We start from the raw sequence: 14,985 nt of genomic DNA, 5'->3' as shown, positions 1-14,985 counted from the left end.
CATCGGCGCCCCAGCCGGCATGAGCATAACCCCGGCAAATTCCAGCGCCGGCTGGCCTAGTTTTGGGGAGCACTTCACCCGCTACTCGACCACGACCCTTTTCTGGAGGAAATACTCGGTGCCAGGTCAGCCGTTGAATGCTGCTACGTCCCCAATACCGCTTCCAGAAGCTTCATATATACCCCACCACAATAGCTAGGTTTCCGTCCATTATTGATGCTGTAAATTCATTGAGTAGCTCGCCGTGCTGCCTAGGCGTCAGATCATCACGATAGGAACGAGGTGCAGCAATGACAAGCGTACGATTCGCTGCATCTTGGAGGGGAAATCATGAAATTCATCGAAGGGACGCGAGTCGTTACCGATGGTGAACTGCAGTTCAACAACATCACGCCTTATCATGTCACAAGATTCTATCGCGAACAGATTACCAAGGGTGGTTACTACCAGCAGCTCAGACGCATTGTGGAGCCGTCAGTCGAGGAGTTCGAACGTGCTGGCAGTTTAGATACGAGCGGCGAGCACGCTAATACGGTCGTGCCCGGTCTCCAGCACAAGTACGCGCAGACTGGGTTATTGCTGGTAACGAATCGTTGCGCTTCGTATTGCCGCTATTGCTTTCGCAAGCGCATGGTGGGCCAGAAATCCGATGAAATCGCACCTGATTTCGGTCAGGTTGCGCAATATATTGGTCGGCATCCTGAGATGACGAATGTGCTGCTATCTGGAGGCGACCCGTTCGTGCTCAGCACCGCAAACCTCAATGAGATTCTTGATCATTTGCTGCCGATCGCACATTTGGATTCAATTCGATTCGGCACAAAGATGCTCGCCTATGAGCCGAAGCGGTTTGAGGATTCCGCGCTACAATCGTTGTTCCAACGAATCCGTCGAGCAGGTAAGACAGCAATAGTCGTCACACATTTCGATCACATCGGTGAAATTTCGCTCAATGCGGAGCGCAATATTCGTTCCTTGCGCGCACAGGAGGTGCAGTTACTCAATCAGTCCGTGCTCCTCGCGAAAGTCAACGATGATCCAGAGATCTTGGCGGCGACTTTTACCAAATGTCACCAGATTGGAGTGCGCCCCTACTATCTATTTCAGGGCAGGCCAGTGAAGGGCGCATCGCACTTTCAGGTTCCACTGCGCCGCGGACTCGAGATTGTGCGTGGCATCAATCAACGTCTCAGCGGCATACACAAAACGTTCAAATACATCATGTCCCATTACACAGGAAAGATCGAGATCCTCGACTTGGGAGACGATGGCCGTGTGTATATGCGATATCATCAAAACAAGGCTCCCGAAGAGATCGGAAAGATCTTTTCCCGACCACATCTTGAGACTGCCTGCTGGTTGGACGATTTGCCCGAAGGATGAAATCAAGGGCAGGCAATGCTGATTGCCGGCCCATAGTTCGCCGAGCATACGGGCCCCGCCGCCTCAGTTCCGCAGGGCCACACGACGGGGGTGCTTTTCCCGCTAGCTACGGGCACGGGGCTGGAATTCCTCCGTGCGGCCGGGTGCACTTTGTATGTGCGAGCCGAGTGGATGGCGGTGCCGTCCGGGATGTGGTTGGAAACCGGAGTGGCGTAATCTCCGATATCGTGAAGCTATCTGATCACGCGGCGAGGTCAATCGGCTGATCGATCGGCTTTGTAACGAGCTTTTGCCAGCCATTGGCCTTGCGCATGTTGATCTGGCCGGAAGCGAGCAAAGCCCAGACCGAAGATGGCCGCTGTGTCCGCCGATGGCAGCACGATCTGCGTCTTGATTAGTCGCTTGAACTCCTCGTGCAGCCGCTCGATTGCATTCGTCCTGCGTGCGCTCTTAAACTAACTGAGCGGCAGTCCCGTGAAGGTGAAGTGTCGGTCGCCGGCTCCCCGCAGGCTGTCGTCCACCGCGCGATGCTGGTGTGCTTGAGACGCCCATTTGCGGATGAAGGCCTAGCGCCGCGCCTCGATCTCCTCGCGCCTCGCAGCGTAGATCATGTCATTGTCGTGTGCGGTGATCTCTCCCTGCAGCCGTTCGGGCGCATGTGCCAAGAGGTGCAATGCTTGTGGACGGTGCAGCGCTGTACCGGCATGCCATCCCCTACGACAGCCATCGCAAGCACAAGCCCTGGTGGCCCTTGACGATAGGAACTCGGGCCGCCGCAGCCCACGCCGGAGGAGATCGTCGAGCACGGCGCGCCGGGCTTCGGTGCTCTCGTTGCCCATACTCTTGATCGCGAGCAGCACTTTCTGACCGTCCGCACGCACGCCAATCAAGACCAACAGCGAGATCGCGCTCACCTTGCGGTCGAGTCGCACCTAGACCACAGAGCCCGTCGAGGATCAATCGCACGATCGGCTCTTCGGACAGAGAGCGGGCATTCCACGCATCCCAGTCGCTCTTCACCTTACGCCAGAACCGGCTCACGGTGTCTTCTGACTGCGCCGCCGAACAGGGCTGTGACCGCGCGCCGAACACGCCAGCCTGTTGGTGCCGGCCAGTACCAGCCGGCGATCAACGCGTCGGCGGCCCGCGTGCGGCGCTGATAAGCCCGCGGCGAATGGCTCTTCCATTCGGAACTCCCGCCCTCGCTGGTGTCGAGCCGGGCACGCTGAACTGCGATTTTAATCGGTCCGAAGCTACCGGTCAGCGGATGCCCCATAACGCCGGGCGTCCCTCGTGGCCGGCTTCATGCCGCGTCCGTAGCGCGGGCGTGCAAAGGCCGCATCAAGCTCGCTGCGGCTCAATTCTTCAAAGAATTCCCGCGCTCGTTTGCGCACCGCCGTTTCGATCGGATCGAACCCCGAAAAGCTGGGGAGCCGTCTCTCCGTCACACTGCTGATTTTTCTGGTCATGGCGTGGTCTTCGATCCGGTGCTTCAACGCCGCATGATCGAGGTTGATCACCCAGGGGACTAGGCCATCTTCAATTCCAATCAATCCCGCGACGGGAGCTGCATGGCCGCAGGGCAAATCGTGGTGCTCGTCCGCTTCCTGGCTGGTCAAACGCAGTCCACCGGTGAGGTGCAGGCGATTCCGAATCTCATGGCTTAGCGGAGCTACTTCCCTGATTAGACATGCAGAATCGAGATTGCCTCAACCGGCACCATATCGCCGGCATAGTCCACGAAGAATTTCTCGCCCCTGCCGTGGTGCGGGCGCCTCACCAGCGGCAGCCGGCCTTCCCAGTTGCGGAACAAATCACAAGACTCGGCTGATATGTGATTGTGAACACCTCTCGCGTTGGACGGAGCCGCTCCGCGGCAGAACACTCGGCGAGAGTGGCCTATCCTCGGATGGCGGTTGAAGCTACTGCAACTGTTTTCACGTGCCATAATGAGGCGTAATTTGCAGCGTTCATAGGCTTTACTTCGAGCAAGATGGCGTTGCTGCCCTCGGGCAGTTTTCGTTCTTTTGCCAAGGAGCCTTCAATGCCGCTTCGGTTACCCATGCTAAATGACATGCAGATCCGCAACTTGTCACCGCTCACGCAGGATTCCTATGTGCTGCGGGTTTCGCAGCTCGCCGGGCCGTTTTGTGAAGTCGCCGGCGTTGCTTGGGCCGGACGATGTCCGCGCCTACCAAGTCTATCTGACGCAGGAGAGGAAGTTGGGCCGAAGTCGATCCATCTGACCGATGAAATAGTGCAGCCGATCGTAATTGCCCGTTCTATGGCGTTCTGCCATCGGCTGAACGCTCTTGCGATCGCCAGGGCCGATCAATCCCGCAACGTACAGTGGACACATCCGTTGCGGAATCTTGTGATCCAAGCGGTCCAAGAACGGCTTCAGCCGGCGTTCGAGTTCGCCTTCCCATTCCGCCATGGTCAGCCTTCCAAGAGCCGACCACCCATCAATCATTGAAAAATCGATTCGGGAATCTGGAGGGTTCTGTGAGGTCGCGCTCACGCGCTGGCGCGGCATGCGCAGTTATGCGACCTCATTCAAGCCGGATTGAACGAAGGCGCGGGCGGATATGCGTGGTTTTGCAGCTATGGGGATTGTTGGAGATCGCAAGGCCCGGTCTGCCGGCTCGGCACGTGAGGCAGAGCTGCGAGATGTGTGCATCGGGGAAGAGTTGAGATCAGGCGCGCTTTGTCGGAGATCACGACAGGCGTTTTGCTGCATCGGACGGCTGTTGTCGCGCCGTGTGGCAGCACGGATTCGACGGCGTCCGCGATGATCGAGACGCTGGGAGCGGAATGACGAATGGCGATCGTTGTGCACGGCATGACTTGGCTCACGACGTATCGCACCGGAACGGGAATGTTTGAGGACTGGAGCGGTTGAAGTTGCGTCGAAAGCGCTCGACGATGCGCATGACGCCACCACACTCAGGACAGGCGGGAGCCTTGGGCCACGTCAGAGCGTCCGACTCCGCTGGCGACGGCTCGCCATCGTTTGGCGCTGTCCGCTCACGATCGAGAAGTTTGCGGCAAAGGGCGAGTTTGGCAGCGCGATGGCTGTTGGCCATGAAGCCGAAGTGGCGGATGCGATGGAAGCCATCGGGCAGCGTGTGAAGAAGGAAGCGGCGGATGAACTCGTCGGCCTTGAGCTTCATGATCTTTGTCGTGCCGTTCTGGCGATAGTCCTTCCAGGTAAAGGCGACGTGATCCTGGTCGAGGGCTACGAGCCGGCTGTTGGCTATTGCAACGCGATGGGTATAGTGGCCGAGATCCAGCACCTGCGCGGGGCCGCCGAACGGCCGTTTGGCGTAGACGACCCAGCTGATGCGCCGCATGGCGACGAGGTGAGCTGTGAAGGCAGCAGGCTCGGCCAGGGATGCGAGATCGCCGAAGAAGTTCAGGGGGCCGGCGTCGAAGGCAGCGGTCAGACGTTCGAGGAACAGGCGTCTGAACAGCCGGGCGAGCGGCTTGACGGCCAGGAAGAAGTTTGGTCGGCTGGCGATCAAGCGCGGCGCGCTATCGGGCGAGAGGCCGCCGCCCGGCACGACGCAGTGGACGTGGGGATGGTGCGTCAGCGCCTGCCCCCGGCGGCGGCTTTGAACAGGATCGCATAAACGATGGCCTTGTTCTGAAAGGCGGCGATCGGAGCCGGCAGTGTGAAGACGACGTGGAAATAGGGAACCGGCAGCAGGTCGGCTTCTCCCGCGGCGAGCCACGCGGCCCGGGCTGGCCCCTGACACTTCGGACAGTGCCGGTTGCGACAGGAATTATAGGCGAGGCGTGTCGTGCCGCAGTCGTCGCAAGCATCCATGTGGCCGCCGAGCGCCTCGGTCCGGCACCCCACGATTGCGCTCATCACGTGTCGCTCGACCCGACCGAGATGACCGGCATGTACACGGCGATAGGTGTCGCCATGCCCGCGCAGAATATCGGCAATCTCGATGGCGGGCCTGTTGGCGCGGCTGTCGGGGCGGATCATCACCCGCATCGCGCCGCCGCGGATCATCCAGGTGGCGTCACCTCCAGCGACAGGCGATCGAGCGGGCTCTGCGTCGCCCGGATCGTATCGGTGGCGACCTGCGTGTAGCGCGCTGCCGACGACAAATTATTGTGCCCAAGCAAGACCAGGATGATCCGGATATCCGTTTCGTTCTCGAGAAGATGCGTGGCGAAGCTGTGGCGCAGTGTGTGGAGGGGGACGCGCTTGGTCAGGCCCGCAGCCTTCACCGCCGACCGACAGGCGGCCTGCAACACGGTCTGATCGATCGGATGATCTTCGTCACGACCAGGGAACAGATAAAGCCGCGGCCGGGCGAGCCGCCAGTGGGTGCGCAGGATGCACAGCAGCTGGGGCGACAGCATCACGTTGCGAGCCTTCGCGCCCCTGCCGTGGCGCACCTGGATGACGCCGCGGGCGCTGTCGATGTCTTCGATCCGCAGTCCCGCGACTTCGGAGGCCCTGACCCCGGCCGCATAGGCCGTGGTGAGCCCGGCGCGGCTTTCAGGCTGGACACGGCCTCGAGGAACTAAACCACTTCTTCGGCGCTGAGAACGACCGGCAGCTTGCGCGGTTCTCGCGCATAGGGAATGCGCTCCGGGATGAGCGCCTCGCCGAGCGTAACGCCGTAGAAAAGCCGGAGCGCACAGGCGATCTGGTTCAGCGCTGGCGATGAGATGCCGGTCGAGACCAGATGCACCTGGAAGGCGCGGACGTCTTCCAGCTCTAACCGGTCAGGCGATCGGCCAAAACAGCGGCTGAACTTCGAAACCGCGCTGATGTAAGATCGTTGCGTCGCCGGCGACAGATTGCGGACGGTCATGTCTTCGATCATGCGGCGGTGAAGAGGGCTCAAATCGGCCATCTCGATACTCCTGTCTGACGAGGATGGGCTCCAACACCCACATCCTCTCAGCCAGGAGGCGATCTACGCCACCTTACTCCTCACGGCGCGGCAGCGGGTTCGTTCAATCGCAAATCGATTCAGCCTGACCCCATCCCGCTCTATTGCGCTCGTCAATGGAGTCCCTCCAGAAATGTTTGAATGGCCGCGAATACATTCAAACGGTTCCGTTCAAACAGTGGAAGGTGTGTGCCCTCACCGAAACAGATGTATTGCTTACCTCGCGAGTTGGCCAAAAGCGGAAACAATGTGCGTGCCATATAGGGTGGCGTTTCGACGTCCCATTCGGCCTGAACCAGAAGAACGGGAGTTAGAATTTTGCCAGGATCGTAAAAGGGCCTTCCCGCTGACCAAAAGTTTCGCCAGTCCAAATAGTGACCATTAGGAACTCGGATGAAGGGCGGATCAGCTCTCGCACCAAGCGGGTCGCTCGACCAAATAGCATCCAACACGGCCTGGCTCCAGGCCGGGGGCAAAATTAGTTCTCGCTTGTGATCTGGAACGCCCTGGAGCCATCGAGCGAGCGCGCGGTCTCGCTTCACAATGCGATAAGCTGGAATCTTCCGAGGAAATGGGTCCAGCGTCACGGGCACCTGAAACCACATTGGCCCGAGAAGCACCAGTCGATCGACCTTCTCTGGATTCTCTGCCGTATAGCGTCCGGCTAAGCTTGCGCCCCACGACCACCCGATCAGGCAGAGCCGTGATATTTGCCGGCGGGCGAGAATGAAATCCACAGCCGCCGAAACGTCGCGGACGCCTGTTTCACCATCTACAATCGCGGAGTTATCGTTCGGATCGTCTAACATCTCAGCGGGACGAGTTGATTTTCCGTAACCGCGAATGTCGAGAACGTAAACGTCGTAGCCGTGTCCAGCTAAGTAGTCCATCCATGAAAAACCCTCAAGCGGGGTGTCGTACAATGCATGCCCGGGATATGTCGACCCATGAATGCACAGCACGGTACGCTCAGCTTGCCACTCGTGCATCGAAGCTAAATGTTTGTTTCTGACATAGAGTTCGATGGCTGCGTCATGAGCCGGGACCATAAAGTCCTCGACTTTCACCAAATGACTTCGCCAATCTGCCGTCTTCGCATAATAAGAGGAGGTGTTCACGTTCCAATCCTTTCATTTCCAAATGGATTGGCGCCGACTTGCATCGTCTTCTTCCGACAAAATCGCAAGCACATATTGATCGAGGCCGAGATATCGTGGCCTGTCGTCCAGGCGCCGATTAATATAACAGTGTAATGGAGCGCTCGATTGAAAGTAGCAGGAACCAACGTGAGTGCGAGCGGGTCCTTGGTTCTAGGAGCTTCGAAATTCTGCATTTCACGCCACTTCCTGATTACTCTGCCCATGGTCATCTCCTCCGCAAAGCAAATGATACGTGAACAAGCACGCTTCTCTCAGATTGCGGAATTTCTGGAGGTGGCAGCCTGAACATTCGACGCTGTCTCCGCGGCCGGTATGTTGCAGTACGCCTCTCTGCAAAACGGCTCCAGTCACTTACCTGAAAATGGCGAACAACATACCTACTAACGCTGGTAGTATGTCGAGTGTCCCGGGAATCTATGTGGCACTCGACATCCAGGCTCGCTTCCACGTTTGCGGTTTGCAGCCGCTTTCATCAATTGGCGCGCCCATCGGCCGTCGCAAGCTGCGCGCTAACACCGAGTCAGGCGGTCGCGGTCATTGGGACTGACAATCTATTAACTAAGGAGATCCAATTTTGGCAGTGGAGGGCCAGATGGATCTCGATCAGAGCGAAGCAAGGTTCGCGGAGCATGTAGCCGGCCTTGGAAGCGTGATCGGTCGCGGAGCGGAGTAGGCCGCTGCGCGACTATTGCACGGGGCTGATGCTACCTAGGGAACGCAAGAGGGTGGAGCCGATGGCCACGCGGACGGCTCCGGCGAGGATGTCGGCAAAGCATCAGTTGCTGCTGCATTTTATCCGCGACGCTGCCTGGTCGGACGAGGACGTACTGGCCAAGGTGCGCGAGATGGTGCTGCCATCGGTCGAGAAGAATGGACCGATCGAGGCGTGGATCATCGACGACGCCTCGTTTCCCCGAGGAGGGCAAGCACTCGGTCGGCGTGCACCACCAATATTGCGGCCAACTCGGCAAGGCAGGTCAATTGCCAGTCGTGCTGTCGCTGTCGATCGCCAACTACTCTGCCGCAGGAATGGACCAAGAGCTGTGCAGGGCAGAAGAAGGCAGGCGTGCCGAAGCAGATCAAGTTCAAGACCAGGGCACAGATTGCACTGCAGCAGATCCGCTAGGCCTGCGAGGCCAGCCTGCCGCGCGGCGTCGCGTTGATGGATGCTGCCTACGGCAGGGACCCTCAGCTGCGTGCTGGCATGACTGAGCGGGCGTGCCTTACGTGGTCGGATCGTGCCGACTACCTTGATTTGGGCCCCTGGCAACCGGCCCGCGCTGCATGGACTAGATCAGCGTTTTCTTGGTTCAAATCATATCAGGCGGCGTCGGCGAGTTTGTAGGACCAGGTATGGATGACGGGATGACGATTGACGTCGTCGATTCCGGCCATGATGCGCTCTTTGAGTTCATACTTTGATGTAACCCGGATGTGACGCAGGACGGAGCGGGCGAACTGCCCTCGATGAGGTTGAGCCAGGAGCCGTGCTTGGGCGTGAAGGTAAACTGGAACCGGCGTGCCGGTCGTGTATCGAGCCAGGCTCTGCTTTCTCTCGATGTGTGCGCGGAATGATTATCGACGATCAACTTCATGGCGGTCCTGGCCGGACAAGCGGCATCAAGGAGCTTGAGGAATTCTATGAACTCTCGGCCGCGGTGGCGCTCTTTGACCAGCGCGTGGACCTTCCCGGTGAGCTGGTCAATCCCCGCCAACAGGCTGAGCGTGCCGTGACGTTTGTACTCGTGATGCGCGCGAAGGTCGCATGCACGCCTGGCACTGGCGGCAGATCCGGCGCTGTCGTCGCAATGGCCTGTATCCCCGGCTTTTCATCGTAGGAGACGATCGCTACCGGTTTGTCCGACGTCTTCGACCGGGCGGCTTTCTTCAGGATCTGGACCTCGCGATAGACATACAGAACCTCCGCCATCTTCTGCTCGAACTCGGCGTAGCGGTTTTCAAGATAGTAGCGCACTTTGTGCGGCTTGATTTCCTCCTGACCGAGAAGCTTGCACGCCGTGCCCTGAACTAGGCGGACGAGACATTCATGTCCGGCCTCTGGTCCGTGCCCGCGGGCATGGGGGTAACAGCTGCGTCGTCCACAACTCGTGCGGATAACTATGCTCCCTGGCCTTGTCGCACGCCAGAGACACCAGCCAGGCCTTGGCCGCCGGCGTGCACCGGCTGCTTGCCCGGTCGCGGGCGCTCGTCGAGCGCCGCCTGCGCGCCATCGGCCGCCGCCCCCTGGACGCAGCGCTGGACCGTCTGATGATGGGCGCCAAGTCTCTGTCCCACCGCAAAAGAACGACGGAGTCTCGCGGTAGGCAAGCAGCATCGCGACCTGCGACACCCGGCGCGCCGGTTCGGTCCTCGACCGCGAAAGAGCCGTCAACCTTTCAATCTCCTCATCGCTCATCGCCAACTCGACCGCTTGCCGCCATCCCGCCATCATGAAGCTCCTCGTTCAGTCAATGCAAAACGAGGAATCCACAAACAAGCGTCCCGTTCCATCACTACCAAGTTCATGGAATCGGTCATCTAGGTCATTACCAGCCAGCTTCCTGCGGCCTCGGCTGACCGAATTCGGGTAAGGTACCATTATTGGTTAAAGGATGAGGCCAGGCCTGGTCTCCTCGTCGAGCGGCCAAATCGGTCGGTTGACACGCGTGTAGGGATATTTGCGGTAATCGCTGCCAAAAAGACCGTCGCTTTCTACATAAATTACCTTCTTAGCAATCGGGCCATACCCTGCAATGAAATGGTTGCTCGATTTGACGACCACTATCTTTCGGGCGAGCGGGTCAATGCCGACGTTACGGAAAAGCTCCGGCCCAAAAGCCTGTGTGCGAATACTGCATAGCACGACCTCGACACCGCCCACCCGCACCGCAGCGCAGTCGCCGAGCACCGACCGCCCGAACGGCGAGTTCTGCGAGCAATCCCGCCTGAGCCCGACTACAGTCACCGTGGCATCGATCGGCCTGCCCGAAGCGGGACCGATCTTTCCACCAAAACGGAGTGGGAACTGGGCGCTCGCACCTGCGTCGAAGCAGAGTCCGACCGAGATCGCATCCCAGACAGGCCCGACTGCGGCACCCTCGATTCCGCGCTCGATGAGGCGGCGCAGGATGGTCGTATTGTCGGAAGGCGCACCTGCGCCGGCGTTGTCGGCCGAATCCGCCATGACGACTGGCGCGTCGTCGAATTTAAGGGCGGCGTCGATCCCGCCATCGACGGAATAAAATGGCGGCGCAGTCTTGCCGCGCATCGAAACTAGTTCCTCGCCGATTTTGGTGGCGAGCGCGTCGCCCGTAGCTTTATCCTTGTCCATAATGACGAGTACGCGACTCGACGCCTCCGGCACGTCGCCATGAGAAAAGCCATGACCGATCGAGATCGAGAGCACCCCCTCGTTTCCCTCTATCATCTTGATACGGTCGACGAAGCTGCGCATCAGCGGCAGTGGCGGCGGAAAGCCGCTTCTAGAGCGTCGCCAAGCGAAAGAGGGGCTGGCCCTGCGCGCGAGGCGCAAGGCCCATGAGCCCGCTTGACGTTCTCACGACTTGCGTACCAATCCCCCTCCAGACCACGCAACAATGACCACAACAGTCTTCCAGTCCGCAGCGCACTGACCCAGCTTATGACTTTCGAAGCCATGCATTTGGAGCACAAGTGAGATTGCTGCCAAAGGCATCCGTGTAATAGGTATCGATTAACAATCCTGACTGCTCGATCAACTGCAAGCCATCCATAATCTCTTTATCTGCGTTCATAGGATTGTCTTCAATCACATAGTAGTCTCCTGATGCTAGAAAACGGTTCAGGTAAGAAAACATCGAAAATATTTGCACATGGGCGTCATCGATCACAAGCCAGGGATGAGGTAGCCTCATCAATAGGTTCTCATCGAAATTAGCAACGTCGGAAAGGTCAACCTGATGAAAGGTAAGAAGTGGATGTCTTGCATTTTCATGGATACATTTGCTGTTCCAATCAAACGAGTGAACTTCACCTGGATTTTCACAAAGCACCGACATATGATCGGCAAACCACAATCCGCTGCCGCCCTGAAGTGAACCAAGCTCTAGAATTGTCCTCGGCTGAATTTCCCAAATGAGCCTCGTATACAGAGCCAAATCAAACGGGGTCTTGACATTCATTAACCCTTTGTACGTCAGCGCTAAGGCTCCGACTTTTGTGGAGCGATTGGGAAAAATTTTTGGATGAAGAGACGACATCCATCCTCGTTTCGACGGCTTTGCAAAGCGGTCGGAATGGTCAGCATTCAAGACGTTGCTTATTGCGATTCCCACATCGAGGGGGCCCCACGGCCTTAATTGATCGGGGTAGTTCTTGTTTGCGGTCTCCCAAAAAGCTTTGTATCCGAAATCGAGTTTCATAGGTCCATCTCCGTATTGCGCGTCTTTGCCTCTTAGAAGGCAGCTCGATGCCCCCCAAAGTCGAACCAAACTAAACCACTAGCTAATGCGCTTGGGCAGCTACCAAATTAAATAGGGCTAGAGCAGATCCTGATCACACGCGATCATAACCCCTTGCAAACCCATATCCCGCATCAGTCGCGAGACCGTGCAACGGGCAACATCGAAGCCTTTGCGCTTGAGCTGCCGCCAGACCTAAGCACGCCGTAGACCCGGAAGCTCTCATCGAACGTAAGCGTCATGGGAGGATCACCGTGCGCGGCCTTGATTGCGCTGTCGGGGTGATTGACGTTGCCGTTGCACGGTGATGGGGTGATGGCTGGCTGGAGCGGGCAACGGGGCATCAAATGACCAGCGAGTCGCAGCTGCGAGAAGCTTCGAGATCGAGACGTTGTTCGTGGGTGCCGGAACTGCTGGTGAGCGCCTTGCGGCGGATGCGTGCCCAGCTCGAGGAACTCGCTCGCCACGATCCACCGATCGAACAGCAATTCTCAGTTCCCGACCGATGGTGCCGGCACCTGTTTTTGGCGCTCTGTCCTCGCCGCGGGCTGCGGCGGTTTCGTTATCACCGCCAGCGAGGCAACACCGTGATGATCCGCGCGTCACTGGGGCGGCTGCCGGAGTTCACTGAGCTGGAGAGTGCGCTGCAAGCCTATCTGCAAGAGGCGACGCTCCGCGTGATCCGCGAGGAGGTCTATGACGACACCAACGATGGCGCAGGAAGTTCCAGATGCCCTGCCGTCGAACTGATCAGGCGGCGAGCTTTGCCTCCGAACCATCGCGCTCGGCCTTCCAATTCCACGGCAACGGCATGTGCAGCTGATTGATCTTGGTACGTCCAGAGACGATGCGCTCGAGAACACCGGTCAGATAGTGCCGCGGATCAATGTCTTGCAGCTTTGCCGAGTTGATGGGCGAGGCGAGAATGATCCATGTCTCAGCGCAACAAGCAGTTCTTCTTTCCCAGGCCTATCGCTTGATGCTGCGCTCGGCCGTATCGGCGTCTATTTCGATGCGTCCGTCGTCGATCAAGCGCGTCAAGCCGCCCCAATTGTTGAGGGTGTAGCGGATGGCTTTGCCTAGACCGAACTTCGCGCATCGAGCCAGGGTTTGAATTCCTCGATCAACGGCCTGGTGACGGTCTGCCGCACCTGCAGCCCGATGCGCCGCCGGCAGACCGCGGATGCGGTCCTCGATGGCGTAGAACATCGCGATCCCTTGCAGCGCTTCCGCGGCAATGGGCGACTTGATCGCGACGTGAACGTCCCAGAACTTCCGCCGCGCATGCGCGAACGCCAGAACGCCAACTGCACCAGATGGCCGCCGTTCTTAATCAGGCCCTTGTAGGCGGCCATAGCCATCGACCTGCTGGATGCCGTGGTCGCCGGCGGGGCCGGGGCCGCTCCACGGACGGTCACTTCACTGTGTCGCGCAACGGCGTGTGAAGCGGCTTCAGCCACCAGGGGCGCGGCCCATCCTTCGAGCGTGATGCCTTGCGCGGCGAACATCTGTTCCTGCCGATACAGCGGCAACTGGCAGCCTTATTTCACCATCAGATGTGGGCCAGCAAGGCTTCCGTCACCATCCCGCCATCGATCGCCTGAGCCGGCGCAGGTGCCTGCATCACACCTTGGCGGCGCCCCCGGCAGCCATACCGCGGACGCACAATGCGCTTGGCCCGGTACTGCATCGGAATGACGTCGAAGGTTTCCTTGACGGTCTCCCCGATCTTGTGCAGCCGCTCGCCGCAGCAAGGGCAGATGTGGCTATCGATGTCGATTACGACATCGATGCGCGGCAAATGCTCCGGAAGCTTCCCCCGGTTGCGTCGCGCCGGTCGCTTTCCACGGCCCTCCGCTCCATCAGGCAGCCTGCCTCCGGTTACGCCGTCCTTGGCCGCGGCACGAGCCGCCTGTGCCGTGATGGTGAAGAGAGGCAGCTGTCCGGCCTTCAGTGTCTCGGAGCGGGGACCGAAAAGATCGCGCGCTTGAACTGGGATACGATCATCAGGAGCTTGTCGTTCTCCTGAACCGCAGCGTCGCGTTGGGCGATCGCCGCATCACGCTCGGCCGAAAGCGTGCTGCATTCCGCCGACAACACCGCAAGCCTTGACGACAGCCAATCACGGTTTGTCGGAGCAATGCTGGATCGGAAGGCAAATCACTCATGCAGATCGATTCTACAACAACTCTGCATGAGGGACGAACTATTCTTGATACGGATCAACCAGCTCGCGCTGGCTGATCCAGAACCCGCATCGGCACACGCTTCCAGTCTGAGCCATCGAGCGAGGGCACATCGAAATATCCCGCTCGGCAGTCTGACGAAATCACCTACCATCGAAGTTACAGTGTGCGAACCGACGCATCCGTTGTTCGGTCGCACGTTCCGCGTCATTCGCCCCTCGGTTCATGTTGGCGGCATCCGCTTTCGTACGAGGTCGAATATCGAGTCGGTCCCAGCCTTTTTGATTCCGGTCGCGGCAACCGAACCACGGATGTCGATGGAGAATCGAACGAAGCTGAGCGTCGAGGCACTACAAGATGTGACCGCTCTGGTTGAGCAGCTCGAACACGATGCCGATCGATCCGAAAGACCTTTGGGCCACGCTGCCAACAGCACTGCAGCGCCAAATCGTCGACGAGGTCGCCGCAATGCTGGCGGAGGCAAGTCATGAGATCCGAGCTGGTCAAGCCGATACACCTGGCGCGACGGGCGGTCGTGTACATCCGGCAGTCGACGACCCGTCAGGTGGTGACCAACCAAAGAGAGTCTACGATTGCATTACGCGCTTCGCCAACGCGCGATCGAGCTCGGCCGGCACGAAGCTGGCATCGACGTCATCGATGCTGACCTCGGCATCAGTCGGGCGTCGGCGGCTCAGCGCAGCGGCCTCAAGGAGCTGGTCGGACGTGTTGGGCTCAAGGAGGATGCACGGCTGCCTCATCGCCGACCGTGATGGCGTCTATGACCCCGGCAGCGCGAATGGCCGACTGCTGCTCGGCCTAAAAGGGACCATATCGGAGCTCGAGCTCAATACGATACGTAGTCGATTGACCGCGGGTCTTCTCGGCAAGGCGGAGC

At 59.0% G+C, this 14,985-nt stretch carries 13 protein-coding genes and 6 pseudogenes; 4 read left to right on the top strand and 15 right to left on the bottom strand.

Annotation, left to right across the window (positions count from 1 at the left end):
* The first annotated feature begins 330 nt into the window (after positions 1 to 330).
* Positions 331 to 1,383 (top strand): KamA family radical SAM protein, encoded by a 1,053-nt coding sequence (locus QSV46_RS37200; protein ID WP_314963566.1) that lies wholly within the window; start codon positions 331 to 333, stop codon positions 1,381 to 1,383.
* Positions 1,384 to 1,624: 241 nt separating this feature from the next.
* On the opposite strand, the pseudogene QSV46_RS37195 reads toward QSV46_RS37200, so the two are convergent.
* From QSV46_RS37195 to QSV46_RS37170, 6 genes and pseudogenes are all read right to left on the bottom strand, one after another.
* Positions 1,625 to 2,852: pseudogene (locus QSV46_RS37195) on the bottom strand (transposase).
* 430 nt (positions 2,853 to 3,282) lie between these two features.
* Positions 3,283 to 3,486: a hypothetical protein gene (locus QSV46_RS37190; RefSeq protein WP_314963563.1), complete on the bottom strand. Its 204-nt coding sequence runs from the start codon at positions 3,484 to 3,486 to the stop codon at positions 3,283 to 3,285.
* A gap of 145 nt (positions 3,487 to 3,631) precedes the next feature.
* Positions 3,632 to 3,856 (bottom strand): annotated as a pseudogene (locus QSV46_RS37185) (transposase); the annotation flags it as partial.
* Positions 3,857 to 4,235: 379 nt separating this feature from the next.
* A pseudogene (locus tag QSV46_RS37180) lies at positions 4,236 to 5,380 on the bottom strand (transposase).
* A gap of 23 nt (positions 5,381 to 5,403) precedes the next feature.
* Positions 5,404 to 6,263 (bottom strand): annotated as a pseudogene (locus QSV46_RS37175) (tyrosine-type recombinase/integrase).
* Positions 6,264 to 6,415: 152 nt separating this feature from the next.
* Complete coding sequence (locus tag QSV46_RS37170) at positions 6,416 to 7,420, bottom strand: alpha/beta hydrolase (RefSeq protein WP_314963561.1); 1,005 nt, start codon at positions 7,418 to 7,420, stop codon at positions 6,416 to 6,418.
* A gap of 743 nt (positions 7,421 to 8,163) precedes the next feature.
* Here QSV46_RS37170 and QSV46_RS41550 point away from each other — a divergent pair.
* Positions 8,164 to 8,625 (top strand): transposase, encoded by a 462-nt coding sequence (locus QSV46_RS41550; RefSeq protein WP_409997264.1) that lies wholly within the window; start codon positions 8,164 to 8,166, stop codon positions 8,623 to 8,625.
* Positions 8,626 to 8,772: 147 nt separating this feature from the next.
* Here QSV46_RS41550 and QSV46_RS41545 read toward each other — a convergent pair whose 3' ends face one another.
* The 5 genes and pseudogenes from QSV46_RS41545 to QSV46_RS37150 form a co-directional block, all read right to left on the bottom strand.
* On the bottom strand, positions 8,773 to 9,177 hold the full coding sequence (locus tag QSV46_RS41545; RefSeq protein ID WP_409997263.1) for a transposase: 405 nt from the start codon (positions 9,175 to 9,177) through the stop codon (positions 8,773 to 8,775).
* Positions 9,102 to 9,437, bottom strand: a complete 336-nt coding sequence (locus QSV46_RS37165) for a hypothetical protein (protein ID WP_314963559.1) — start codon at positions 9,435 to 9,437, stop codon at positions 9,102 to 9,104. Before QSV46_RS37165 ends, QSV46_RS41545 begins: the two co-directional genes overlap by 76 nt.
* 630 nt (positions 9,438 to 10,067) lie before the next feature.
* Positions 10,068 to 10,916, bottom strand: coding sequence for an MlrC C-terminal domain-containing protein (locus tag QSV46_RS37160; RefSeq protein WP_314963556.1), 849 nt, complete (start codon positions 10,914 to 10,916; stop codon positions 10,068 to 10,070).
* Positions 10,917 to 11,100: 184 nt separating this feature from the next.
* Positions 11,101 to 11,862: a CmcI family methyltransferase gene (locus QSV46_RS37155; protein ID WP_314963555.1), complete on the bottom strand. Its 762-nt coding sequence runs from the start codon at positions 11,860 to 11,862 to the stop codon at positions 11,101 to 11,103.
* Positions 11,863 to 12,006: 144 nt separating this feature from the next.
* A pseudogene (locus QSV46_RS37150) lies at positions 12,007 to 12,131 on the bottom strand (IS3 family transposase); the annotation flags it as partial.
* A 171-nt stretch (positions 12,132 to 12,302) separates the two neighbouring features.
* On the opposite strand from QSV46_RS37150, the gene QSV46_RS37145 reads away from it, so the two are divergent.
* A complete protein-coding gene (locus QSV46_RS37145; RefSeq protein WP_314963552.1) occupies positions 12,303 to 12,728 on the top strand; it encodes a hypothetical protein in 426 nt (141 codons plus the stop codon).
* On the opposite strand, the gene QSV46_RS37140 is transcribed toward QSV46_RS37145, so the two are convergent.
* From QSV46_RS37140 to QSV46_RS37125, 4 genes and pseudogenes are all read right to left on the bottom strand, one after another.
* Positions 12,652 to 12,813 (bottom strand): transposase domain-containing protein, encoded by a 162-nt coding sequence (locus tag QSV46_RS37140; protein ID WP_314963574.1) that lies wholly within the window; start codon positions 12,811 to 12,813, stop codon positions 12,652 to 12,654. The two genes, QSV46_RS37145 and QSV46_RS37140, sit on opposite strands and share 77 nt — an antisense overlap.
* Before the next feature lie 57 nt (positions 12,814 to 12,870).
* Positions 12,871 to 13,200, bottom strand: a complete 330-nt coding sequence (locus tag QSV46_RS37135) for a transposase (RefSeq protein ID WP_314963572.1) — start codon at positions 13,198 to 13,200, stop codon at positions 12,871 to 12,873.
* Positions 13,201 to 13,453: 253 nt separating this feature from the next.
* Positions 13,454 to 13,702 carry an IS66 family transposase zinc-finger binding domain-containing protein gene (locus QSV46_RS37130; protein ID WP_314963549.1) on the bottom strand — a complete coding sequence of 83 codons (249 nt, stop codon included), beginning with the start codon at positions 13,700 to 13,702 and terminating at the stop codon, positions 13,454 to 13,456.
* Positions 13,703 to 13,744: 42 nt separating this feature from the next.
* Positions 13,745 to 13,840, bottom strand: a pseudogene (locus QSV46_RS37125) (hypothetical protein); the annotation flags it as partial.
* 840 nt (positions 13,841 to 14,680) lie between these two features.
* Here QSV46_RS37125 and QSV46_RS37120 point away from each other — a divergent pair.
* Entirely contained in the window at positions 14,681 to 14,860 is a 180-nt protein-coding gene (locus QSV46_RS37120; RefSeq protein WP_314963548.1) for a hypothetical protein, read from the top strand.
* The last annotated feature ends 125 nt before the right edge of the window (positions 14,861 to 14,985 follow it).

It is taken from the genome of Bradyrhizobium cosmicum (assembly GCF_032290525.1).
GTDB lineage: Bacteria > Pseudomonadota > Alphaproteobacteria > Rhizobiales > Xanthobacteraceae > Bradyrhizobium > Bradyrhizobium cosmicum_A.
Note: the sequence above shows the minus strand (reverse complement) of the source record. Positions and strands in the feature narration are given on the sequence as shown.